The 20,721-nt window shown below is 67.1% G+C and carries 20 protein-coding genes and 1 pseudogene; 9 read left to right on the top strand and 12 right to left on the bottom strand.

The genetic code is table 11. The features are described 5' to 3' along the window. On the bottom strand, positions 1-493 hold a 493-nt coding region (locus tag FNL14_RS02115; RefSeq protein ID WP_142057277.1), incomplete at its 3' end, for an alpha/beta hydrolase. 218 nt (positions 494-711) lie between these two features. Between FNL14_RS02115 and FNL14_RS02110 the strand changes: the two genes are divergently transcribed. After that, positions 712-1,929, top strand: coding sequence for an aromatic acid/H+ symport family MFS transporter (locus FNL14_RS02110; RefSeq protein ID WP_142057275.1), 1,218 nt, complete (start codon positions 712-714; stop codon positions 1,927-1,929). A gap of 66 nt (positions 1,930-1,995) precedes the next feature. On the opposite strand, the gene FNL14_RS02105 is transcribed toward FNL14_RS02110, so the two are convergent. The 3 genes from FNL14_RS02105 to FNL14_RS02095 are packed head-to-tail and all read right to left on the bottom strand — an operon-like array spanning position 1,996 to position 5,435. Continuing rightward, positions 1,996-2,988, bottom strand: a complete 993-nt coding sequence (locus FNL14_RS02105; protein ID WP_142057273.1) for a ribokinase — start codon at positions 2,986-2,988, stop codon at positions 1,996-1,998. Further along, the gene (locus FNL14_RS02100) at positions 2,985-4,412 is read right to left on the bottom strand and encodes an MFS transporter (protein WP_142057271.1); all 1,428 of its coding nucleotides are present in this window, start codon (positions 4,410-4,412) and stop codon (positions 2,985-2,987) included. The genes FNL14_RS02105 and FNL14_RS02100 overlap by 4 nt, the downstream gene beginning before the upstream one ends. After that, a complete protein-coding gene (locus FNL14_RS02095; protein WP_255470671.1) occupies positions 4,413-5,435 on the bottom strand; it encodes a nucleoside hydrolase in 1,023 nt (340 codons plus the stop codon). Between the two features lie 171 nt (positions 5,436-5,606). Between FNL14_RS02095 and FNL14_RS23200 the strand changes: the two genes are divergently transcribed. Continuing rightward, a complete protein-coding gene (locus FNL14_RS23200) occupies positions 5,607-5,753 on the top strand; it encodes a hypothetical protein (RefSeq protein WP_181762520.1) in 147 nt (48 codons plus the stop codon). A 36-nt stretch (positions 5,754-5,789) separates the two neighbouring features. Here FNL14_RS23200 and FNL14_RS02090 read toward each other — a convergent pair whose 3' ends face one another. Further along, positions 5,790-6,005, bottom strand: coding sequence for a hypothetical protein (locus tag FNL14_RS02090; protein WP_142057269.1), 216 nt, complete (start codon positions 6,003-6,005; stop codon positions 5,790-5,792). A 109-nt stretch (positions 6,006-6,114) separates the two neighbouring features. Between FNL14_RS02090 and FNL14_RS02085 the strand changes: the two genes are divergently transcribed. From FNL14_RS02085 to FNL14_RS02060, 6 genes are read left to right on the top strand one after another with little or no spacing between them, the layout of a single operon-like run. After that, positions 6,115-6,720, top strand: a complete 606-nt coding sequence (locus FNL14_RS02085; RefSeq protein WP_142057267.1) for a helix-turn-helix domain-containing protein — start codon at positions 6,115-6,117, stop codon at positions 6,718-6,720. Beyond that, positions 6,713-7,453, top strand: a complete 741-nt coding sequence (locus tag FNL14_RS02080) for a B3/4 domain-containing protein (RefSeq protein WP_142057265.1) — start codon at positions 6,713-6,715, stop codon at positions 7,451-7,453. The genes FNL14_RS02085 and FNL14_RS02080 overlap by 8 nt, the downstream gene beginning before the upstream one ends. A 1-nt stretch (position 7,454) precedes the next feature. Then, complete coding sequence (locus tag FNL14_RS02075; RefSeq protein ID WP_142057263.1) at positions 7,455-8,357, top strand: DMT family transporter; 903 nt, start codon at positions 7,455-7,457, stop codon at positions 8,355-8,357. Between the two features lie 4 nt (positions 8,358-8,361). Beyond that, positions 8,362-9,258 (top strand): dihydrodipicolinate synthase family protein, encoded by an 897-nt coding sequence (locus FNL14_RS02070; protein WP_142057261.1) that lies wholly within the window; start codon positions 8,362-8,364, stop codon positions 9,256-9,258. A gap of 47 nt (positions 9,259-9,305) precedes the next feature. Then, on the top strand, positions 9,306-10,352 hold the full coding sequence (locus FNL14_RS02065; protein ID WP_142057259.1) for a LacI family DNA-binding transcriptional regulator: 1,047 nt from the start codon (positions 9,306-9,308) through the stop codon (positions 10,350-10,352). A 47-nt stretch (positions 10,353-10,399) separates the two neighbouring features. Next, positions 10,400-11,506, top strand: coding sequence for a GTP pyrophosphokinase family protein (locus FNL14_RS02060; RefSeq protein WP_091419107.1), 1,107 nt, complete (start codon positions 10,400-10,402; stop codon positions 11,504-11,506). A 7-nt stretch (positions 11,507-11,513) separates the two neighbouring features. Here the strand turns inward: FNL14_RS02060 and FNL14_RS02055 are convergent, their stop codons facing one another. Both FNL14_RS02055 and FNL14_RS02050 read right to left on the bottom strand, forming a co-directional pair. After that, on the bottom strand, positions 11,514-11,717 hold the full coding sequence (locus FNL14_RS02055) for a hypothetical protein (protein WP_142057257.1): 204 nt from the start codon (positions 11,715-11,717) through the stop codon (positions 11,514-11,516). Between the two features lie 83 nt (positions 11,718-11,800). Then, a pseudogene (locus FNL14_RS02050) lies at positions 11,801-13,387 on the bottom strand (carboxylesterase/lipase family protein). 167 nt (positions 13,388-13,554) lie between these two features. Between FNL14_RS02050 and FNL14_RS02045 the strand changes: the two are divergent. Next, a complete protein-coding gene (locus tag FNL14_RS02045; protein WP_142057255.1) occupies positions 13,555-14,625 on the top strand; it encodes a quercetin 2,3-dioxygenase in 1,071 nt (356 codons plus the stop codon). Between the two features lie 76 nt (positions 14,626-14,701). Here the strand turns inward: FNL14_RS02045 and FNL14_RS02040 are convergent, their stop codons facing one another. The 5 genes from FNL14_RS02040 to FNL14_RS02020 form a co-directional block, all read right to left on the bottom strand. Next, complete coding sequence (locus FNL14_RS02040) at positions 14,702-15,940, bottom strand: DUF3500 domain-containing protein (protein WP_142057253.1); 1,239 nt, start codon at positions 15,938-15,940, stop codon at positions 14,702-14,704. Next, on the bottom strand, positions 15,918-17,666 hold the full coding sequence (locus FNL14_RS02035; protein ID WP_142057251.1) for an FAD-dependent monooxygenase: 1,749 nt from the start codon (positions 17,664-17,666) through the stop codon (positions 15,918-15,920). Before FNL14_RS02035 ends, FNL14_RS02040 begins: the two co-directional genes overlap by 23 nt. Then, positions 17,666-18,523, bottom strand: a complete 858-nt coding sequence (locus FNL14_RS02030) for a fumarylacetoacetate hydrolase family protein (RefSeq protein WP_142057249.1) — start codon at positions 18,521-18,523, stop codon at positions 17,666-17,668. The genes FNL14_RS02035 and FNL14_RS02030 overlap by 1 nt, the downstream gene beginning before the upstream one ends. 51 nt (positions 18,524-18,574) lie before the next feature. Beyond that, entirely contained in the window at positions 18,575-19,441 is an 867-nt protein-coding gene (locus FNL14_RS02025; RefSeq protein WP_142057247.1) for an alpha/beta hydrolase, read from the bottom strand. Between the two features lie 145 nt (positions 19,442-19,586). After that, entirely contained in the window at positions 19,587-20,585 is a 999-nt protein-coding gene (locus FNL14_RS02020) for a bile acid:sodium symporter family protein (protein WP_142057245.1), read from the bottom strand. Positions 20,586-20,721 lie beyond the last annotated feature (136 nt).

The raw sequence follows: 20,721 nt of genomic DNA, 5'->3' as shown, positions 1-20,721 counted from the left end.
CAGCCGCCCATACGGCCAAGTGCCCACCCGCCGAATGCCCGAGGGCCACCACTTTGGCCAGGTCCAGGGAGTGGGGTTCAGCGAGCTCCGCCAGCTTGTCGATGCCTGCCAGGATGTCCTGGAAAGTACCCGGCCAGCCGCCACCGTTTCCGGCGCGGCGGTACTCCAGGTTCCACGCCGCCATGCCGTGTCCGGCAAGGTCCGCGGCCAAAGGCTGCCCCAACTCGGCGCCGTACTGCGAGCGCCAGTAGCCGCCGTGAATCACCACCACCACGCCGCGGTGCGTGCCGCCGTCGGGAAGCTCTGGAAGGAACAGTTCGCCCCACTGGCTCGGGTCACTGCCGTAGTTATACCTGTGCCGCTGCACTGCATCCCCTCTTGTTGGTGCCACGGACGTCCCGTTCTGTTTCGGAGGAGAGCAGGCTGCCAGGCCGGCTCCCACGGCGCCGGCGGCTGCGCCCGTAAGGAACGCACGACGCCGAAGCTCACCCATGCACCTGAGCCTACAGACCTGCTGCCGTCAAACCCCTGACACAACATCTAGCCCGTTCTGCAAAGCTCCTTTTTGTTCGGCTAGCGAACTTTTGTGCACTGCATGAACAAGAATGTACCCTTGTCGACGGAAGAAAGCATGCCGTGGGTCACGTGTGGATGTGGCGGCGCTCTCGATCGGCTGCCCTTCCCTCCTGTTACTAGATCAATGAGGATTCCATGACAACTTCTCCCTCCGCCCGCCCAACGCGCTGGCCAGTGTGGCTCTGCTGGCTGGCCATGGTCCTTGACGGCTTTGACCTCGTGGTGCTCGGCACCGTCATTCCCACCTTGATCAAGACCGGCGAGCTTGGCTTTGACGCTGTCGGCGCCACTCTCGTGGCCACCATCTCGCTCGTGGGCGTAGGCTTGGGAGCGCTCTTCATCGCCCCGCTCTCGGACCGCTTCGGACGCCGGAACCTGCTGGTGGCGTGCGTGCTCTGGTTCTCGCTGTTCACCCTCGCGGTGGTGTGGGCCCCCAATGTTGCCGTATTCGGCGCGCTTCGGCTGCTGGCCGGGGCCGGGCTTGGGGCATGCCTGCCGGCCGCCCTTGCCTACATGAACGACTACGCCCCGGCCAGTTCCGCGGGGAAGTCAACCACCCGGACCATGACGGGATACCACGTTGGCGCGGTGGCGACCGCCTTCCTGGCGATGATCGTCATCCCCGATTGGCGCATCATGTTTGTGGTGGGAGGCCTTGCCGGCCTGGTCCTAGCGCCGTTCCTCTGGTTCAAGCTGCCGGAGACTTTGCCTGCGGCCCGGGCTGCCGGCGCAGAGGAAAAGACCGGGTTCCGGAGCCTGGTGCAGAAGCCTTATCCCCTCATTGCGGCGGCCATTGGTGCAGCTTCGTTCATGGGGCTGCTGCTGGTTTATGGCCTGAATACCTGGCTTCCGCAGCTGATGGCTTCTGCCGGATATCCTGTCAGCGCCGGGCTTTCCCTGCTCCTGGTCTTGAATCTGGGCGCCGTTGCCGGACTGATCGTCGCCGGAATCCTGGCCGACAAGCACGGAACCAAGCCCATCGTGCTGCTGTGGTTTGGACTTTCGGCAGTATGCCTCGCCCTTTTGAGTGTCAAGGTCGACAACGCAGTTCTGTTGAACGTGCTCGACTTCGTCACGGGCGTGTTTGTCTTCAGCTCCCAGGTACTCGTTTATGCCTGGGTCAGCCAGTTGTTCCCTGCCCGGCTGCGCGCCACCGCACTCGGCTTCGCTGCCGGCGTGGGCCGCGTCGGCGCCATCGCAGGACCTGCCCTGACAGGCGGGCTGGTTGCCGCCGGCATCGCCTACCCCTGGGGTTTCTACGTCTTCGCGGCAGCCGGCGCCCTGGCCGTGGCAGCCCTGCTGGCGGTCCCCCGCGTTGTTGCGGCCGCCCGCACCGAAACCCCGGTCAGCTAGGGGTTTTCCCAGGCAGTCGGTTTGTCCGGGTGGAACATCATCAGATGCCCCACCCGGACAGCTGTTTTAGCTCCGCAGCAGACGCTCGACGTCAGCCGTCTCCGGATAGGCAGCCTGCGTCCCCTTCCGGGTGGTGGCCAGGGCAGCCGCCACGGAGGCAAAGGCGGCGGCATCGGCGAGCGCGTCGCCGGCCGCGAGCCGGACTGCTACCGCGCCGGTAAAGGCGTCACCCGCACCCGTGGTGTCTACGGCGGCCACCTTGGTGGACTGCACAAAAGTAACGAGCCGGTCCGGCGGGGCCAGCGAGTCCAGCACCACGGAACCGTTCGAACCCAGCGTCACCAGCACCTGCCGGATCCCCCGCTCAGCGAACCTTTCCCGGACGGCATCCCACTGGGCGGAACGGGCACCGGCACCCGGGACCGAGGCCCCCGGGCCGAGGAACAGCGCGGCTTCATGGGCATTCACCAGCAGGACGTCCGTCAACTCAGCCAGGGCTGCCGGGATGTGCGCGTACGGCGAGAGGTTCAGCAGCACTGTTGCGCCGGCGTCGTGCCCTGCCTGCGCTGCGGCGAGTACCGTCTCCATACTGACTTCGAGGCAAAGGCACACGACAGCGGCCTCCGCCAGGACGTCCGAGGCCTCCGCCACATCCGCCGGTGAGAGGGTGCCATTGGCGCCGGCGGAGATGATGATGTTGTTCTCGCCGTTGGAATCGACGGCGATCACCGCGACGCCCGTGGGCTCGTATGACGTGCGGACATGCCCCACGTCCACACCCGCTCGCGTCGCCGAGGACAGCAGCATGCTGCCGTTGGGGTCATCCCCCACCGCGCCCACCAGGCTGACCTTCCCGCCCAGCAGGCTGGCGGCCACTGCCTGGTTGGCACTCTTGCCGCCCGGGTTCACAGCGAACCCGTTGCCGTGCACCGTCTCACCGGGCAGCGGGAGGCGGTCGCAGTAAATGGTGAGGTCCGCGTTCAGGGAGCCGACGACGACGATCCGGCCCGGCCGCCGCGCCTCACCTTCAGCGGTGGCTGGCTCAGCGGCGGCGCTCATTCCGCCACCTCAGCTTCAACGGGCTTGGGGATCAGCAGCGAGGCGGCGAACGCTGCCACGGTGAGGGCCAGGCCAACAACCACAACCGTCAGGTAGGACGCCTTCGCATCCCCGAGGGCCGACGTCGCCACCAGCACGGCAGGCAGCACCAGGAAGCTGAGGCCTGCGCCGAGGTTGAAGGCACCGGCGTTCATGCCGGGCAGGAAACCGGGGTTGCCGGCGGGCGAGAGGACAACCCCGAGTCCATTGAGCATGATGTTGACCGTACCGGCGTACATAATGCCCAGCAAGACCGTGCCGGCAATCATCAGGGGCAGGCTGCTGAGGCCGAAGAACGCGATGACGGCCAGGGCCGCGATGCTCCCTAGGAGCCCGATGCGCAGCACCTTGGTGTAGCCCAGCACGGGGGCGAGCTTGCCACTGAGCGGTCCCACGATCCAGCCCAACAGCGCGTACGGGGTGAGGATGATCAGCGACATTTCGGTGGGGCCGATGCCAAAGCCGGGATCGGCGGCCTGGACGTAGGCGGGAACGATGCCGTTGATGACGGCGAAGATGCCGGTCATGGTCAGGGTGGTGGTCAGCAGCGGCGCCCAGGTGGAACGCTGGCGCAGGTGCACGGTTTCCACCATGGGCTGGCCGGCCCGCTTCTCCACGGTCCAGAAGGCGTAGAACGCGGCGGCGGACACCAGGACCAGCACAATGCTGAGCATCAAGGTGCCGGACGAGAAGGCGCCCACCAGCTTGGATCCTTCGTTCAGGGCGGTCAGCAGCGCGCCCACGGCCACCACAATGAAGAACACACCCAGCCAGTCCATCCGGGTGCCGGCGGCGGGCTTGCTTTCGCCGGCAAGGAATGCGACCAGTGCCGTGGCAACCAGGGCCAGTACCACCATGAGCCAGAAGATGCTGCGGAAGCCGAAGTGCTCCGCGAAGTATCCGCCCACGAACGAGTCGACGCCGGCAACGCCACCGTTGACGGCCGTGATCAGGCCCATGAGCGTGCCGTACTTGCGCGGGTTGCTGACGGCGGAGCGCAGCATGATCAGGCAGAGCGGAACCGTGGGGCCGCTGACGCCCTGGATGATGCGGCCAACAAAGAGCCAGGTGACGTCCGGGGCGAGGGCGGCGATGACCGAGCCGACGGCCATCAGCAGCATCATGCCCACCAGGATCTTCTTGCGTCCCACGATGTCGCTCAGGCGGGGCAGGAACAGGGAGAACAGCGCGGCAGCTGTGAAGAACCACGTCTGCGAGAGGCCGATGACTGCCTGGTCTGTGTTGAGCTCTTCGCCCATGGTCACCAAGGCCGGGCTGAGCATGGAGGCATTGAGCTGGAAGGCAACACAGGCTGCCAGCAGGGCAACCATCAGGGCCGTGACATTGCCCCGGCCGGTCTTGGCTTCAGTAACGGTGGCAGTCATTTACTTGACCCCTCCCACGGTGACGGCGGCACGTTCTTCGCGTTCGACGTCGGCCGCATCGCCATTGAGAGTTGGCTCGCCGATGCGTTCCAGCGCGTCGGTGACCAGGTCCCAGAACTTTTTGTGGTCCAGGTCCACGGCGACGCTGGTGTGGCAGTCGGCCGGCGCGGGGGCACGGAAGTCGGCCACCGTCATGCCAAGCGTCAGGGTGCCCTCGAGTTCGATGTTGACCGGCACCTTGCGGGTGCTGACGATGCTGGGATCGATCACGTAGGCCACGGCACAGGGGTCATGCACCGGCGGGAAGTCGAAACCCTGGGCGTCCTTGTAGGTGTGGGCGAAGAAGTCCATGAGTTCGGTGACGAACTTGGCCGGTTTGGTGCCGATGGCCGCGATTTTTTCGACCACGTCCGGGGTGGCCAGCGCCTGGTGGGTCAGGTCCAGGCCCACCATCACCACGGGCCACTTCTCGTTGAAGACGATGTGCGCGGCCTCGGGGTCGATGATGATGTTGAATTCGGCCACGGCGCTCCAGTTGCCCACGTGGTAGCCGCCGCCCATCAGGACAACTTCCTTCACGCGTTCCACGATGCGCGGTTCCTTGCGGGCGGCCATGGCGATGTTGGTCAGGCCTGCGGTGGGGACCAGGGTGACGGCGCCGGGTTCGTGGGCCATCACGGTGTCGATGATGAGGTCGACGGCGTGCCGCGGGTCCAGCCCGATGGTGGACTCCGGGAGGGCGGGGCCGTCCATGCCGGACTCGCCGTGGATGTCCGGGGCGGTTTCGATGCTGCGGACCAGGGGACGGCCGCAGCCAGCGGCGAAGGGAACGCCGGTGATGCCGGCGATGGTTCCGACGGCCAGGGCGTTGCGGGTGACTTTTTCGAGCGTCTGGTTGCCCACCACCGTGGTGACGGCCAGCAGCTCGATGTCCGGGTTTCCGTGCGCGAGCAGCAACGCCACAGCGTCGTCATGCCCGGGATCGCAGTCAAGAATGATCTTCTTGCGGGGTTTGGGGTCCACGATGTTCTCCACGTCTTTGGGGCCCGCGCCAAGTGCATACACACTGCTCGGGGAGTTGAAGCGTTCAGAGTGATCATGGCACTGTCGGGAACGTCACGTCAAACGCTTGACGTTCGTGCAGGTCAAGCGCTTGATGCCACGGGGTAAAAGAAAAAGGCAAGCCATGTCTGCGTGGCTCGGCTTAGCGCAGTTCGATGCCAGCGCTTGGAAGTCGTCGGCTGCGTGGCGGCCCACCAGCAGGCGGAAGCTGCCCTGCTCGAAGTTCCAGCCGCCGTCGTAGTGGCCGAATGCCTTGGCAGGAATTCGGACCTCAACTGAGGCCGCGAATCAGGCTCACCGCTCAAAACTTCCCGATCAGGGCTCGCCGGCGCCGGAATCGCCGGCCCCCTCCTCGTCCTCAGCATCATGGTGCTCGGCCTTGTGGCGGGCCTCCTGGAGGTGGTGCTCCAGCTTCTCCTCGGCGTCCCGCCGGCGTTGTCCGACGGTCCTCATCTGCTGGGTGGTGGGTGCTGCGTGTGCATGCTGGTGCGGACCAAGGTCCCGCGGGTTTCCTCGGCTGGTGTCGCTCATAAGGGCATCGTCCCACCACAAAGGCCGTTCAGGAAGACCTGCTGCACCCGCCTTCAAGGACGTCACATCCGATTCCACTAGTGCACTCAAAGTGCAGTATGCTGCACTCATGGACAAAAGCACATCTGCCCTTGCGGTGGCCATCGGCAACCGCGTGCGCCAGGAACGGCAGGCCCGGGGTTGGACCCTCGACCAGCTCGCAGACGCCGCCGGTGTGAGCCGCCGCATGGTGGTCAACGTCGAGCAGGGCGCCGCCAATCCCAGCGTGGGTACCCTGCTCCGGATCAGCGATGCGCTGGGTATCGGACTGCCGGCGCTCGTGGATGCCCCGCGTCCAAAGCCCGTGACCGTCACGCGGAGTGGCGACGGGGCCGCCCTATGGAGTTCCGCCGCCGGCGGCCAGGGCGTGCTGGTGGCCGGGACGGATTCACCGGATGTGGTTGAGCTGTGGGATTGGACGCTGGGCCCGGGCGACAAGCATGAGAGCGAAGCCCACGTCCCGGGAACCAAGGAACTGCTTCAGGCCCGCCAGGGGTCCCTGACTGTGGTGGTGGCTGGCGAGACCTATGTCCTGGAGCCGGGCGACGCCCTTTCCTTCCCCGGCGACGTGGACCACTCGTACTCCAATGCCACCCCGGAGCCAGTGAGCTTCTCCCTGGCTGTCTTCGAGCCGGGCGTGGGTTCGGCCCACCACAAGGAGGCCCCCAATGCCTGACGTCAAGGTGCTCCAGGAATTTTTGGCAGGTGCGTGGGTTGATCCCGCCGTTTTCTCCCTGCGGCCGGATTACCGTGCCGTCCTGCTGGCGGTGGACGGGCTGGTTCCGGGTGCCAGTAACGAGGCCGGTGAAAAGCTGCTGCAGGAGGCAGAGGCTGCAGCCCGTGCAGCACTGGACGGGCGGGGCATTGAGGAACTGCCGCATGTGGCCGCCTGGCGTGAGGCGTACAAGTCCTTCGGCGCCAAACCGCAGCGCACTCGCAACAGCCTGGAGGCATTGCTCCGCCGGGCATCTTCCGGCCTGCCGCGGGTAAACCGGCTGACCGACCTTTACAACGCGGTTTCTGTGCTGCACCAGGTTCCGCTGGGCGGCGAGGACCTGGCCGGCTACGCCGGAGCACCCCGGCTGATCCGCGCCGCCGGCACGGAGTCCTTTGACACGGTGACCGGCGGGCGTGAAGTGCTTGAGCATCCTGAGCGGGGCGAGGTTGTGTGGGGCGATGACGACGGCGTAACCTGCCGGCGCTGGAACTGGCGCCAGGGCCGGCGCACCCAGCTCCGGGACGGCACCACCAAAGCGCTGTTCATCCTGGACGCCCTCGAGCCCATGACCGACGACGCGCTCGACGCCTCCGCCGATGACCTGGCCGCCAGGCTGAAAGGGCTCGGACCCGACGTTGCCATTGCCCGCCGTCGTCTGGCCGCACCCCATCACTCCAATGAAGGAAACTGAGATGACCCAGCGCAGCGCTTCATTCAACGTCCCGGTCCCGCCGTGGGGGCTGGCGGTCACGGCGATCCTGTCGGTCCAGCTGGGCTCTGCCCTGTCCGTGAACATGATCGAAGCTGTGGGACCCGGCGGCACCGCGTGGTTGCGCCTGAGCATGGGCGCCGTCATTCTCCTGGTGATCGGGCGCCCGCCGCTACGCTCCATCCGCCGCCCGGATGTGCTGCCGTTGCTCGGCCTCGGGGTCACCACCGGAGTGATGACCGTAGGGTTCCTCGCCGCGGTGGAGCACATCCACCTCGGCACCGCGGTCGCGATCGAATTCCTCGGTCCGTTGACAGTCGCGGCCCTTCGCAGCCATAACCGCAAAGCCCTCGTCTGGCCCGCTGTGGCGCTGGTGGGTGTGGTGCTGCTGACCCAGCCGTGGCAGGGCGACTTCAACCTCGTCGGGGTTGCCTGGGCCGCGCTTGCTGCCGTCGGCTGGGGCGTCTACATCCTGCTGACGCAACGGATCGGCGACAGGTTCACCGGCATCGGCGCGCTCACGCTCACCGTGCCGATCGCCGCAGTGGCGGCTGCCGTCGTCGGAATTCCCCAGGCCGCCGGGCACCTCAGCCTGGACATCCTGGCCGCCGCGGCCGGACTGGCCATCCTGCTGCCGGTGCTGCCGTTCGCGCTGGAAATGCTGGCGCTGCGGAGGATGACGCCTGCCGCGTTCGGAACGCTGATGGCCCTCGAACCCGCCGTCGGCGTCCTGCTCGGGCTGCTCATCCTGCACCAGCAGCCGTCTGCCGTCCAGGTGGTGGGGATCCTGCTGGTGGTCCTCGCCGGGGCCGCGGCCCAGCGGGGCGGCAAGCGCCCGGCCAAAGAGCAGGAAGCCAGCCCCGCCGATCTCGACTTCGTGGGCTGAGCCGATGTTCACTGGCCTGAGCGCCTTTCCCCTGACCCCTTTGGCCAACGATGAGGTGGATGAGGCAGCTTTCGTGCGCCTGGTTCAACGCCTCGCAGCGGCCGGCGTGGACTCCATCACCGCGCTGGGCTCCACCGGTTCCTACGCTTACCTCAGCGGAGACGAGCGGCGCCGGGTGGCCCGGCTGGCAGTGGAGCATGCGGGTGCAGTCCCCGTGATCGTGGGGATCGGCGCGCTGCGGACATCGCAGGTTCTGGCCAATGCGGAGGCCGCCGGGCAGGCCGGCGCGTCCGGGGTGCTGCTGGCGCCGATGACGTACCAGCCACTGACGGACAACGACGTTTTCGAGCTGTTCCGTACGGTCACTTCGCACTCGCCGTTGCCCGTGGTGGTATACGACAACCCGGCCACCACCCGCTTCACCTTCAGCACGGAACTGTACGGACGGATCACCCAACTGCCCCAGATTGCCTCGATCAAAATTCCGGGTGTTCCCGGCGGTCCAGAGCGGGCCCGGGCGCGGGTCCAGGAGATCCGCGCGGCAGTACCCGAACATGTGAGCATTGGCATCTCCGGCGACGCCTATGCCGCCGCCGGCCTGGTGGCCGGGTGCGACACCTGGTATTCGGTCATCGGAGGCACGTTGCCTACGCTTGCCCTGGGCATCACGCAGGCCGTGCAGGAGGGCTGGCTGGCCGACGCCCTGGCCGAATCGGACCGGCTCGCCCCGCTGTGGGGTCTGTTCGCCGAGTTCGGGGGCAGCATCCGGGTGGTTGCCGCGATTGCTGAGCACCTCGGCCTGGTGGATGCGTCCTGCCTGCCCCTACCGATCCAAGGGCTGGCAGCGGACCAGCGCCACCGCGTGGCAGACGTTATCGGATCGCTGGGCCTGGGCTCGTAAGGCTTCCACGGGTCATTGTGCTGTCTGCCGCCTACTACCATCGAGGTATGGAATCCGCTGAACAGGTGCAGCAGCCCGCGCGTTCGCGGCGGATCACCGCGGCCATGGTTGCCGCCCGGGCCGGCGTCTCCACCGCCACCGTTTCGCTGGTGGCCAACGGCAAGACGGCGGGCCGCGTCTCCGAGGACAACATTTCCCGGGTGCGGGACGCCATCGCCGAGCTTGGCTATGTGGTGGACGGGATTGGCAGTTCGCTGGCGAAGGGCGTGAGCTCGATCGTGATCCTGGTGGCGCCGGATATCTCCAACCCGTTCTTCGCCAAGGTGATCGCCGGGGTCCGGGAGTCCCTGGGCTCGCAGTACCAGCTGCTGCTCTCCGTCACCGAGGCAGGCGAGTTCCCCGAGGCCGACGACGTCCGGCGGCTGATGTCGCTTCGTCCGGCCGGGCTCCTGGTGGACGCACCCAACGCAGGCTTCCTCGAGGACCTCGCGTCGCCGTCGCCCCTTGTCCTGCTGGACGCCCCCGGGCTGGCGGGGTATGCGCCGTCGGTGAACCTGGACGTCGCCAGCGGAGCGCGGGAACTCGCGGTTCACCTGGCCGACGCCGGGCACCGGGAGGTGGCGTACGTGGACAGTGTCACCGGCACTGAAACCTTCGCCCTGCGGCGCGAAGCCTTCCTGGATGAGGCCGCAGCCCTGGGCATCAGCGTGGGTGCGGGCCGCATCATCAGCACCACCATCGACGTGGGCGCATCGGCTGCCGCGTTCGCCGACGCCTGGCCGGGGTGGCAGCGCGAGGGGGTGACCGCCGTCGTCTGCGGTACTGATACGCATGCCTACGGCGTACTGCAGGAGGCGCGGGTGGCCGGAGTGCGGATTCCGGAGGAGCTGGCGGTGGCCGGCTTCGATGACCTCCCCTATTCGGCCACCAGCAATCCCGGCCTCACCAGCGTCCACCTGCCCGCCACTCCCCTGGGCCTGAAGGCCGGGGAGCAGCTGCGCCGGCTGATGGAGGGGAAGCCGCTGGAGCAGAACGAGGTCACGCTGGAGAGTTCGCTTGTGGTGCGCGGCTCCACGGCTGCCACGGAACGCTGAAGTACTGCCGCCGTCGTTCTGTCAGTGCCCGGCCGTAAGCTGGGATTATGCCAAGTAACTGGGAGAACCTGGACGCGGACCTGCGCGAGTCCGTGCAGCGGAACGTGGAGATCTACGAGCGCGTCCGGCCTGCCCTGAAACTGGTCACGCGGGATGTCCTGCTGCTGATGCGGGACATGTTGAAGGACAGCGAGGTCACACCGCTGTTTGTCACCGGGCGCACCAAAACGGTGGAATCGTTCAAGGAGAAGATCTCCCGGATTGAGGAGCCGCTGGAACCGGGCGGCCCGCCGGTCCTGAAGTTCCCGGACCCGTTCCGGACGTTGAATGACATGGTGGGCATCCGGGTCATCACCAAGCTGCCGGCGGAGAACGCCGCGGTGGCCAACATCATCAAGCGCCAGCGCCAGCTGTTCGACTGCCGCGGGGACCGGGAAAAGGACATCGGCTCCATCGAGTCCGGCACGTACGGGTATTCCAGCAGGCACCTGATCCTGCGGACCATCCAGAACGAGGCTGTGAAGGAATACCAGCAGGTCTTCAACCCGGACGCCCAGCCCAACGGCAGCTACTTTTTCGAGTGCCAGATCCGCACGATTTTCGCGCACGCCTGGAGCGAGATCGAGCACGATATCCGCTTCAAGGCCGAGGATCCGCGTGCCTGGACCCCGCACTTCGACCGGCAGTTCACCGCCACTGCCGCGATGCTGGAAACAGTGGAAACGGCTTTTGCCGACCTGCATGAACGGTATGAGGAAGTGCGCAGCTTCTGGGACACCGAGGGCGAGGGCGCGGCGCCGCTGACGCCCAACCGGATCCGCGACGTGTGGCGCACGCTGCTCCCGCACGTGGACCGGAAGGTGGACGACGACTGGGGCTGGGCCGCGGAGCTGCTCGCCGCGCACGGCCTCAACCAGACCATGCAGCTGGCAGGGCTGCTCAGCGCCAACCGCATCACCGAAGTGCGGAAAGCCTTAGACCACCGCTACTCCCCCGGCCCGGACCGGCTGCTCGACGACCTGCTGCTGTGGCAGTACGGCACCAAACACATCGACCTCACCGCCGAAGAGGCCGACGCCGTCCCGCACCCCCGCCGGGACAGCCTCCTGCGCCGGCTCAAGCAGATAGAGCGGTACAGGCTCACGAAGAAGTAGGGGTTGCTCAGCGCTTGTCGCGGTCGGCGAATTCCTCGTCCAGTTCGTAGTGGCGGAACTCGGTTTCAGGGTTCGGTTCGCCGTCAACAACCACTTCGTGGTCAAGCTGGCGTTGGACCTGGCTGTCGAGTACCTGCAGTTCCTGGTCCGGTACGCTTTCCAGGTCCTCCGGGAACGCGTCTGTCGGGGTAAGGTGCAGCTTTTTATTCATGTGAGCCCGCCAATTTCATGCTGGGAGTGGTTGGTTCAGTGTAGCGGTGCGGGGGTGAAGGACAGCCCCTTTTCTGCTCCGGATTAACTGGCCTCCCTTTCTTCCCTTAAACGCGCTGCCTCGACACCGGCACTCCCGACATCCGGGCCAAGCACCTCCCGCAATTCCCGCCGAGGGTCTTCTTCCACGCGTGGCTTCTCGTCCAGAATCATCGTCCTGCGCTCGGGCCCGTAGTCGGGCCAGTCAGGCAGGCCAGGAGCCGCGGGCTGGCCTGTTCTGGCAAAGCCTGACCAGGCGGTGCTCATCAGGTCGCTCAAGCCCTGCGGTGCCGTGCCGCGGGTGAGGAACTCCGCCTCGGGCGAGGCCAGCTGCCGGAGGACAAACGGGATGTCCAGGGCGTGGCAGGCGCCGAGCTTGCCACCCATGGCCGGGCTCCGCCACGCGAAGAGATAGGCGAAGTTGTTCCCGGCGGAGCCTTGCCGGGCATCCAGCAGCCGGTTGCTGGGCTGCCGGTAGACGACGTCGGAAATGGCGGCTTCCAGCAGTTGCTTTCCACTGGGGTCGGCACCTAAAGCCGAAGCGAGCGCCCGGGCATACTCCTCCTCGCGGCCTGGAGCGCCGGACTCGGCCAGCACCGCTGCTGCGCGTTCCGCATGGGAGGGCTCCGACGGGTTCTTCGGCCGCATCTCCACGGCAAAGGACCCCTCGTTCAGGTTTGTCCCGATCAGCAGGTCAACCTCGGAATTCAGCCCGCTCCGCACCGCTTCCAGCGGCGGAACCGGCAGCTACGGCGTCCCCATGGTCGGCTGGAACGGCAGCGGGACGGTGAACGTTTGCGCGCCGAAGCGCTGCACGAGTTTCTCCTGGGCTTCGAGCAGCCGCTCCACGGGAAGCGTCAAAAGGTCCCGAGCCTGCGCCGCATCCAGCCCGCACAGGGACACCAACTCACGGCTGATCCGGGAAGAATCCTCAGCAGTCCGGTACCGTTCGGCGGTTCCGCTTTGCATGATCACCCGCCGGAACAGCCCCTTCGAAGCAGGCATTCCCAGCAGCGTCCCCACCGCCGCAGCACCCGCCGACTCACCAAACAGGGTCACATTGTCCGCGTCACCCCCGAACTCCGCGATGTTCCGCTTGACCCACTGCAGCGCCTCCAGCACATCAAGCAGGGCAGCATTCGAAGAGTCCTCATATTCGATACCCAGAAGCTCAGCCAGGTGCAGGAAGCCCAGCGCACCCAGCCGATAATTGATGGTGACCACAGCGGTGCGCGTGGCAGCCGCGAGATTGCAGCCGTCGTACATTGCGTCACTGCCCGAGCCCGAAACATACGCACCGCCGTGCACCCACACCATCACCGGCAGCCCCGAACCGCCCATCTCTGGCGTCCAGACGTTCAGGTTCAGGCAATCACTCTCGCTCCATGCGCGGGGCTTGCGCCCGGGAGGAGCCGGAACCTCCGGGGTCTGCGGCGCCGCAGGCCCCGGCAGCGTGCCATCAAGGACACCGTTCCAGCCAGCAACAGGAGCCGGGGGCTTGAACCGCCGCGCACCCGCCGGAGAACCTGCATACGGAATCCCGAGGAAGCGGCTGACCTCCCGCCCTTCGAGGATGGATGCAGTGCCGCGGATGCTTCCTTCGGCGACGGTGACGATGGGAGAAAGGCTCATGCCGGCAAAACTCCTGTTGGCGTAGGGGTAACTGCCAGCATCGCAGCTCGCCAAGGAGCATCACACTGGCCTTTCATCCATTGGAATCCCACCTCCTGCCCCGCGCAAGCAGAAGCAATGATGGAGGTCACATACCGGCGCAGCCGGACGACTGGAAAGAAGGAACCATGTCCCTCAGCGTGGAGGAAATGAACCAGCAGCTGCCGGTGGCCAACACCCTGCCCGGCGAAGCTGTCCCCTACTACATGGCCTCGGGCGAAGGCGCACGCTACGAGATCAACGGCCAGCTGGTCACCGTCATCGCCCGCGCGGCGGACACCGGCGGCATCTTCAGCGCCGCCTACGTCTCCGGCGGCATGGGTGCCGAATCGCCGTTCGTCAGCCACACGGTGGAACACAAGACCCTCTACGTCTTCGATGGCATCCTGCACGTCTGGCTCCCCGGCGAAAGCCGTATCCTCACCCCCGGCGACTCCGTGGTGATTCCGCCCAACACACCCCACGCCTACCGCATGGCCAGCCACTACACGCGCTTCCTCAACTGGATGACGCCGGGCGGGGCCGAGGCCTATTACGAGCGCGTCGGCACCCCCATCGACTCCCACGTCCCGCCCGTCCGTGCCGGCCGCGCGGCCCGCCTGCAGGAACAGGCTGAGGTTGGCGCCGAGTTCGGGATCACCTTTCCCGAGGTTGAGCGGGTGGAGCCTTCCTTCAAGCACGACGCCGGCCTGCCGCCCACGCTGAGCCCCTACTTCCTCAGTGCGCACGAGGGTGAGCGGCTGGTCAGCTACCAGACCATTTTCACTTACCTGTCCCGGCCCGCCAACACCGGCTCGAACTACTTCGCGGTACACACGAAGGGCGCCAAGACCCCGTACATCCCGCTGCACTTCCACGAGCAGCACACGGAGAACTTCCTGGTCACTGAGGGCCGGATGTGGCTGTACGCGAACGGCCGGGAGATGCTGCTGACCAAGGGCGACTTCGTCCACGCCCCCGCCGGCACCATCCACTCCTTCGCCCTGGACTCGCACAACACGCAGATGCTGGGCTTCCTCACGCCGTCGGTCTTCAACGGCTTCTTCGAGTACTTCAACAAGCCCACCGAGGACTACATGTACACCGAGGGCGGCGAGCCCTATATGGACATGGAAGGCTTTGGCCGCGCCCAAGCCGAGATGGACCTCACCGTGGTAGGCCCGCCGCCGCAGCGCCGCGTGGCCCTGGAAATCTCCTAGCAAAGCCAACGCGGGGTCACTCCCGGCCCACTAAAGTCGATTTATCGGGCCGGAAGTGACCCCGCGTTGCTGTTTCCTAGCGGGACAGGTGCTGTTTGACCAGTTCGCGGCCGTAGTCGTTGCCGTTGGGGGTGCGGACCACGGTGTGCATGTGGAACGGGGCGGGCTCGTCGTTGTTGAGGAATACTCCGGTGTGGTGGTCGAGTTCCAGGACCACCACCGGGCTCTGCAGCCTGAAGTAGAAGGCCTCTTCGCCTTCCCAGCCGCCGATCCAGCTGAAGTATGTCTCGCTGTACCGCTCCTGGATTTCCCGGCGCCGGGCATCCCGAGGCCCGTCCGGCAGATACGCGATGAAGTCCTCCACCACGGCGTCCAGGATGGCCCGGGCTTCCGCCGGCATGTCCGACACCGGGATGCCTTCATACGGGATCACCCGGTTGTCCTGGAAGCAGCCGCCCAGGTGACGCTCGTCCCCGGGGTGGAGGCGGCCCTCGGGCATCGCGGGATCAACCATCGACTCATACACTGTGGCTTCTGCGCGCAACTCCGCAGGCAAGGCCGCCATCAGCTGCCGGGCCAGGGCGATGCGCTCCTTGAACACCACCACGCCCTGGTACGGCCCGGCGTCGATAACATCAGGTTCGGCACCCATAAACACCGGCGAGATCACCAGCTGCGTTCCGGCCACCAGGCAGTTCAGCGCAGCGTGGTGGCCGAACAGCTGCCACCCCCACGGCTCCATCTCGGACGGTTCACCATACAGGGCGAAGTTGTAGCTGAACTCGTTCATCAGCAGCGGCAGCTCCACCAGCTCACCAAGGAAGCCGTTGATCCGCATGAGGTTCCGGACCAGCTCAAAACCGGCCGGGCTCAGCGATGCTTCCACTACAGCGAATATGGCATCGCGCACCGGAGCGTCCAGCTCGTCGAGGCGGAGTCCGGTGTCGTGCTGCATAAACTCCGGGTTCGCCCAGCTCTGCCATTCCGGCGCGTCCACGGCGTAGCTCAGCCGGGACGCCTGCTCCGGGGTCAGGGCGTCCAACAGCTTGCGGGCGGCGGCGGTCATCTCCGCAGTGGGCGCCTCCTCCCCTGCCCGCGCCGGGGCGAGCGGAAACAGCCCGGGGCGGAGGACGCCGTCGTTCGTGATGCCTGTGAACGGCTGCGGATACAGCGTCTTCCAGCCTTCGATCATGGGCCCGGCGAACGAATCTCTGGTGGCCGCCTCGGCATACCCGCGGGCGTCCAGGCCGCGGATCTCCGCCACGCGCGGGTGGTCGGGTGCAAAGAGGTAATCACGGAACGACGACGCGGACACGGGCCTCCCCTTCCTGGTCGGTGTGCTGGTTCTGGTCCAGGTCTTCTGCCGTGCGCCGGCCGGCCGCCACGGCCAAGGCATCCGCTGCTGCCTCTGCGGTGCTCCCGCGCCAGGCCACGTGCTGGTCCGGGCGGACCAGGACAGCGTCCGCTCCCCAGAGTTCGGAGGGCGGGGTCCCGTCGTCGAAACGCCCGACGGCCGCAATCGCCACCCTGATCCCCGTCCGTTTCCCAGCCGAAGCCACGGCGGCAAAGACGTCCTCGGCCGGGCTGCCGGCGAGCGCATCTTCATCAACGAGCAGCGTAAAATTCTGGCCCAAAAGGTCGTAAACCGAAACGGACCCGTCCAGCCAGGCGTGCGGCAGCAGAGCCCCCGGGCTGGCTGAGGGAACGTACACGATGGGGTCCTCCACCGGGGCCGGCGACCCGTCCGGGACCACCGCCGGCGAGTCCCCGTAGGCGTACCCAAGGACCAGGCCCAGGGAATCGAACTCGCTCTGCTTAACTGCAAGGGCCTCGTGGGCGGCGGCCCTTGCGGAAGCGCCGGCCGGGCCGTCGGCCAGGAGCGCTGGATCGGCGAAGTGGTAGGCGAGCGCCTTACCGTTGGCGGCGGCGTCACTGATGGTGCGGGCAGCCACGGGGCGGCGTTCCGCTTCGTAACTGTCCAGCAGGCCTGCGCCCGCCCAGCCTGTGATCACCGCGGCCAGCTTCCAGGCCAGGTTGGCGGCGTCACCCACGCAGGTATTGAAGCCGTGCCCGCCCCATGGCGGGTTGAGATGCGCGGCGTCGCCCATCAGGAACACTCCCCCGCGGCGGTACTCGGGGGCCAGCAGCATGCGGGCCGTCCAGGGATCTGTGGCCAGGACCTCGATGTCGACGTCGGCGCCCACCAGGGAGCGGACCATCCCGGCGGCCTTGCCGGTATCCACGGTCTCCTCCGGATTGACGCCCTGGATGATGGCCCACCAGGTTCCGTTGAGGTCCATCGGCCCCAGCATGCCCGAGGTGTTGGCGCCGACCACCCAGTACTGAACGGCCGGATCGAGGTTCACCGCTGAGGCCAGCCCTTTGGAGCGGAACAGGATGCTGATGTTGGACAGGGCCGCGGAACCGCCTTCCAACCGGATCCCAAGGCTCCGGCGCACAGCGGAGGTGGCGCCGTCGGCACCGATCACGTACTCGGCGGTGATGGTGCGCTGGGCACCGGAAGCATCAGAGACCACGGCGGTGTAGCCCGTCCCGGAATCATCGACGGACTGGACGCTCCAGCCCGTCACCATTGTCACCAGCGGTGAGGCGGCAACGGCGGCCCGCAGCACTTCCTCGAGCACGGGCTGCGGGACCTGCTGTCCGCACTCCGGCTGCGGGCCGTAGCGGCCGGGCTCGAGCTGGAAAGCGTTCCGGAACCGGCGCAGTTCATGCGCACCTGGACCGGTGAGTCCGGTGCAGAAGATGACGTCCTGGGCGTAGCCCACCGGAAGCGGGGAAGCCGCCCTAAGGGCATCGGCAAGGCCGAGCCTGCGCAGGTGCGTCATGGTGCGGGCGTTGGTGGTTTTGGCGCGCGGGCGGGCGTGGTCCACCGCATCGCGCGGCTCCACCACCAGGCTCGCGATGCCGCGGGATGCCAGGTCAAGCGCCAGGAACAGGCCGCTGGGACCGCCGCCGGCAATCAGGATCTGCACCTCCGCGGGGATGTGCTCCGGGGAGGCGAAACGGTGGGCGACCATCAGGCACGGCTCCGCAGGGAGGCTTCGCCCACCGGAGTGGTCAGTGTGCCGAGCTTCTCGATTTCCACCTCGACGGTGTCGCCGGGCTGCAGCAGCCACTGCGGAGTCCGCGCGTACCCCACTCCTTCGGGAGTGCCGGTGGCGATGACGTCTCCGGGGTGGAGCGTCAGGGTCTGGCTGATCAGCGAGATGATGGCAGGGACGGAGAAGATCATGTCCTGGGTGTTGCCGTTCTGCACTTCGGTTCCGTTGACGCGGGTGCGGACCTGCAGGCCGTCGCGGAGGTCACCCACCTCGTCCCGGCTGACCAGGGGTCCGAGCGGGCCGGTGAAGTCGCCGTTTTTGCCCAGCGTCCATTGCGTGGTGAGCTTCTGTGCGCGGCGCGCGGTGAGGTCGTTGAAGGTGGAATAGCCGAAGACGGATTCCGCGGCCTCGGCCTCGTCCGCGGATTCGACGCGGCGGCCGATGTAGGCGGCCACTTCGCCTTCCCAATCCAGCCCGTCTTCCCCGGCCGGCACGGGAACGGGGACGTTGCCCACGGAGAGCGACGCCGTCCAGCGCCCGAACAGCGTGGGATAGGGCGGCAGGTCCTGGTCCTTGTAGCTGCCTTCGGCGGCGTGGGCCTTGTAGTTCAAGCCCACGCAGATCACGCGGGCGGAGGCGGGGACGAGCGGCACTTCGGTGACGCTGCCGCGCTCCAGCGAGGTGCCGGCGTCGGCCGTTAACGTGGCTGCCTTGTCCTGCCAGCCGGCGGGGTCCGTCCAGAATCCGGTGACGGGTGCGAGCGGGACGAGGTGCGATTCGGCGAGGGCTGCGGCCCAGGATTCGCCTTGGTGAGTGATGCCAACAAACTGCATAGGAGGGCCTTTCAGGTCTTGCCCGGGGCTGGGTGCCCGGGATGTCTTAGGTCAGGGTTTGGTTGCCTGGCGGCGGAAAAAATCGAGGGTGGCGTCGGCGGCCTGCGCCGCGGCGGCAGGGTCCTGCCCCGGCAGTTGCCACATGTGGTCGGCGCCTTCAATCAGCAAAAGTTCGACGTCGGCGCCCGCGGCTTCCAGCGCCGCGGCCAGGGTGGCGGACTGGGCCGGCGGGACGAAGCGGTCCGCGGTGCCGTGCGCCAGGAAGAACGGCGGGGCGTGGTTGCCCGCGTACGTGAGGGGGCTTGCGGCGGCTGCCTTGTCCGGGGCGTCAGCCGGCTGGGCACCCAGGAGGAGGGCCTCGCGCGAGCCCGGATCATCGGCGCTGGCGACGGCGTCCGGGAGGCGTTGTTCACCCATATGAAGGAGGTCCGTGGGCGGGTACCAGGCGGCGACGGCGGCAACGGCGTCGCTGATGCCGTCATCACCGGCGTAGTTCGCTGACCCGGCGGTCAGCCCCACCAGGCTGGCCAGGTGCCCGCCGGCAGAATCACCCCACGCGTAAATCCTGTCCGGGTCCACGTTGTAGGTGGCGGCGTTCGCCCGGAGCCAGCGGACCGCGGCCTTGGCGTCCAGCAGCTGGGCCGGGAAACGGGCCACGGAACTCAGCCGGTAATCGGCGGAGGCCATCACAAAACCGGCGTCCACCAGCCGCTCGATGGGGCTCAGGTCCAGCGAATCCACCTGGGGACCAAGGGAGGAGCGGCCGCCTGTGCGCCACCCGCCGCCGTGGAAGTGGACTATTGCCGGCAGGGCGCCGGACTGCTCCGGGCTTGCGGGGAGGTAGAGGTCAAGCAGGAGCGGCGCTGAGCCCTCGGGGTGGGCGAACTCAATGCCCTTCAGAACCCGCCCTGCCGTCATCGTTGACTCCATGTCTTACCGCGCCGTTTCGTTCATGCGCCGGGCCACCGGTGTGGACCGCGTCACTACTCAACTTTCGCGTACAGGGAGTCTGCTCCGCGTTGCCGGTTTCACTGAATGAAACAGCTTCGGGAGCTCCGGCTGGTCAGCCCTTCGCGTCACCCAGCGGACGCCGGGCCAGCCAGGCGGCCACGATGGCGCCGGAGATGTTGTGCCACAGCGAGAACACGGCCGACGGCAGCGCAGCGAGGGGGCTGAAATGGGTGGTGGCGAGCGTGGCTGCGAGGCCCGAGTTCTGCATCCCGACTTCGAAGGCCAGGGCGCGGCGGGCCTTGCTGTCCAGGCGGCCGATCTTGCCGGCGAGGTAACCCAGCCCCAGTCCGAAGCCGTTGTGCAGCACCACGGCCAGGAACACAATGGCGCCCGCGGCCACGATCTTGCCCGCGCTGCCGGCCACCACAATGGCTACGATCAGGGAAATCACGACGGCGGAGGCCCAGGGCAGTGCCGGCAGCACCTTGGCCACGAGCTTCTTGAGGAACAGCCGGGCCAGGAGGCCGGCCACCACCGGCAGGAGGACTGTCTTGGCGATGTCCAGGACCATGCCGGCGGCGTCGATCTGGAGGTAGGAGCCGGCGAGGAACAGGACCAGCAGGGGCGTGACGATCGGGGCAATGAGCGTGGAAACGGAGGCGACCGCCACGGACAGCGCAACGTCGCCCTTGGCCAGGAAGGCCATCACGTTGGACGCGGTGCCGGATGGAGCGCAGCCCACCAGGATCAGGCCCACGGCCAGCTCGGGTTCCAGGTTCAGGGCGACGGCGATCAGCCAGCCGGCTCCGGGCATGATGACGTAGTGCGCCACGATTCCCAGGGCTACTGCCCACGGGCGCTTGGCGACGGCGGCGAAGTCGGGCGGGGTCAGCGTGAGGCCCATGCAGAACATGATGATCCCCAGCAGGTAGGGCACGCTGGGCGCCATGGGCTTGAAGACCCCGGGCGCCAGGAAGCCAACGATGCCCGCAACAACCACCAGCAGCGGAAACACTGTCACCGCGACGCGGGCGATCCTGCTTTCGGCGGCCAGGGCCGGGTTCAGGGGCGCTTCTGCAGTGGTGTTCTGGGGTTTGGTTGCCTCAAGCATCCAACCATGCTGGCACCAGGCGGTAGTCCGGTGCCAGTTCGTGACTCCACCCGGTAACAGCCGCGCTACAGCCTCACCAGTCGTGGACCGTTCCGTCGATGAGGCGGTTGTAGGGCAGGTAGGCCTGCTGGTAGGG

The organism is Pseudarthrobacter sp. B4EP4b (assembly GCF_006680095.1).
In the GTDB taxonomy this organism is placed as follows: domain Bacteria; phylum Actinomycetota; class Actinomycetes; order Actinomycetales; family Micrococcaceae; genus Arthrobacter.
The sequence above is the reverse complement of the archived record's forward strand: the minus strand, read 5'-3'. Positions and strand labels throughout refer to the sequence as shown.

Coding starts and splice junctions, on each gene's coding strand:
- FNL14_RS02110 (WP_142057275.1), top strand. CDS start 712: ATGACAACTTCTCCCTCCGCCCGCCCAACGCGCTGGCCAGTGTGGCTC.
- FNL14_RS02105 (WP_142057273.1), bottom strand. CDS start 2,988: ATGAGCGCCGCCGCTGAGCCAGCCACCGCTGAAGGTGAGGCGCGGCGG.
- FNL14_RS02100 (WP_142057271.1), bottom strand. CDS start 4,412: ATGACTGCCACCGTTACTGAAGCCAAGACCGGCCGGGGCAATGTCACG.
- FNL14_RS02090 (WP_142057269.1), bottom strand. CDS start 6,005: ATGAGCGACACCAGCCGAGGAAACCCGCGGGACCTTGGTCCGCACCAG.
- FNL14_RS02085 (WP_142057267.1), top strand. CDS start 6,115: ATGGACAAAAGCACATCTGCCCTTGCGGTGGCCATCGGCAACCGCGTG.
- FNL14_RS02080 (WP_142057265.1), top strand. CDS start 6,713: ATGCCTGACGTCAAGGTGCTCCAGGAATTTTTGGCAGGTGCGTGGGTT.
- FNL14_RS02075 (WP_142057263.1), top strand. CDS start 7,455: ATGACCCAGCGCAGCGCTTCATTCAACGTCCCGGTCCCGCCGTGGGGG.
- FNL14_RS02070 (WP_142057261.1), top strand. CDS start 8,362: ATGTTCACTGGCCTGAGCGCCTTTCCCCTGACCCCTTTGGCCAACGAT.
- FNL14_RS02065 (WP_142057259.1), top strand. CDS start 9,306: ATGGAATCCGCTGAACAGGTGCAGCAGCCCGCGCGTTCGCGGCGGATC.
- FNL14_RS02060 (WP_091419107.1), top strand. CDS start 10,400: ATGCCAAGTAACTGGGAGAACCTGGACGCGGACCTGCGCGAGTCCGTG.
- FNL14_RS02055 (WP_142057257.1), bottom strand. CDS start 11,717: ATGAATAAAAAGCTGCACCTTACCCCGACAGACGCGTTCCCGGAGGAC.
- FNL14_RS02045 (WP_142057255.1), top strand. CDS start 13,555: ATGTCCCTCAGCGTGGAGGAAATGAACCAGCAGCTGCCGGTGGCCAAC.
- FNL14_RS02035 (WP_142057251.1), bottom strand. CDS start 17,666: ATGGTCGCCCACCGTTTCGCCTCCCCGGAGCACATCCCCGCGGAGGTG.
- FNL14_RS02030 (WP_142057249.1), bottom strand. CDS start 18,523: ATGCAGTTTGTTGGCATCACTCACCAAGGCGAATCCTGGGCCGCAGCC.
- FNL14_RS02025 (WP_142057247.1), bottom strand. CDS start 19,441: ATGACGGCAGGGCGGGTTCTGAAGGGCATTGAGTTCGCCCACCCCGAG.
- FNL14_RS02020 (WP_142057245.1), bottom strand. CDS start 20,585: ATGCTTGAGGCAACCAAACCCCAGAACACCACTGCAGAAGCGCCCCTG.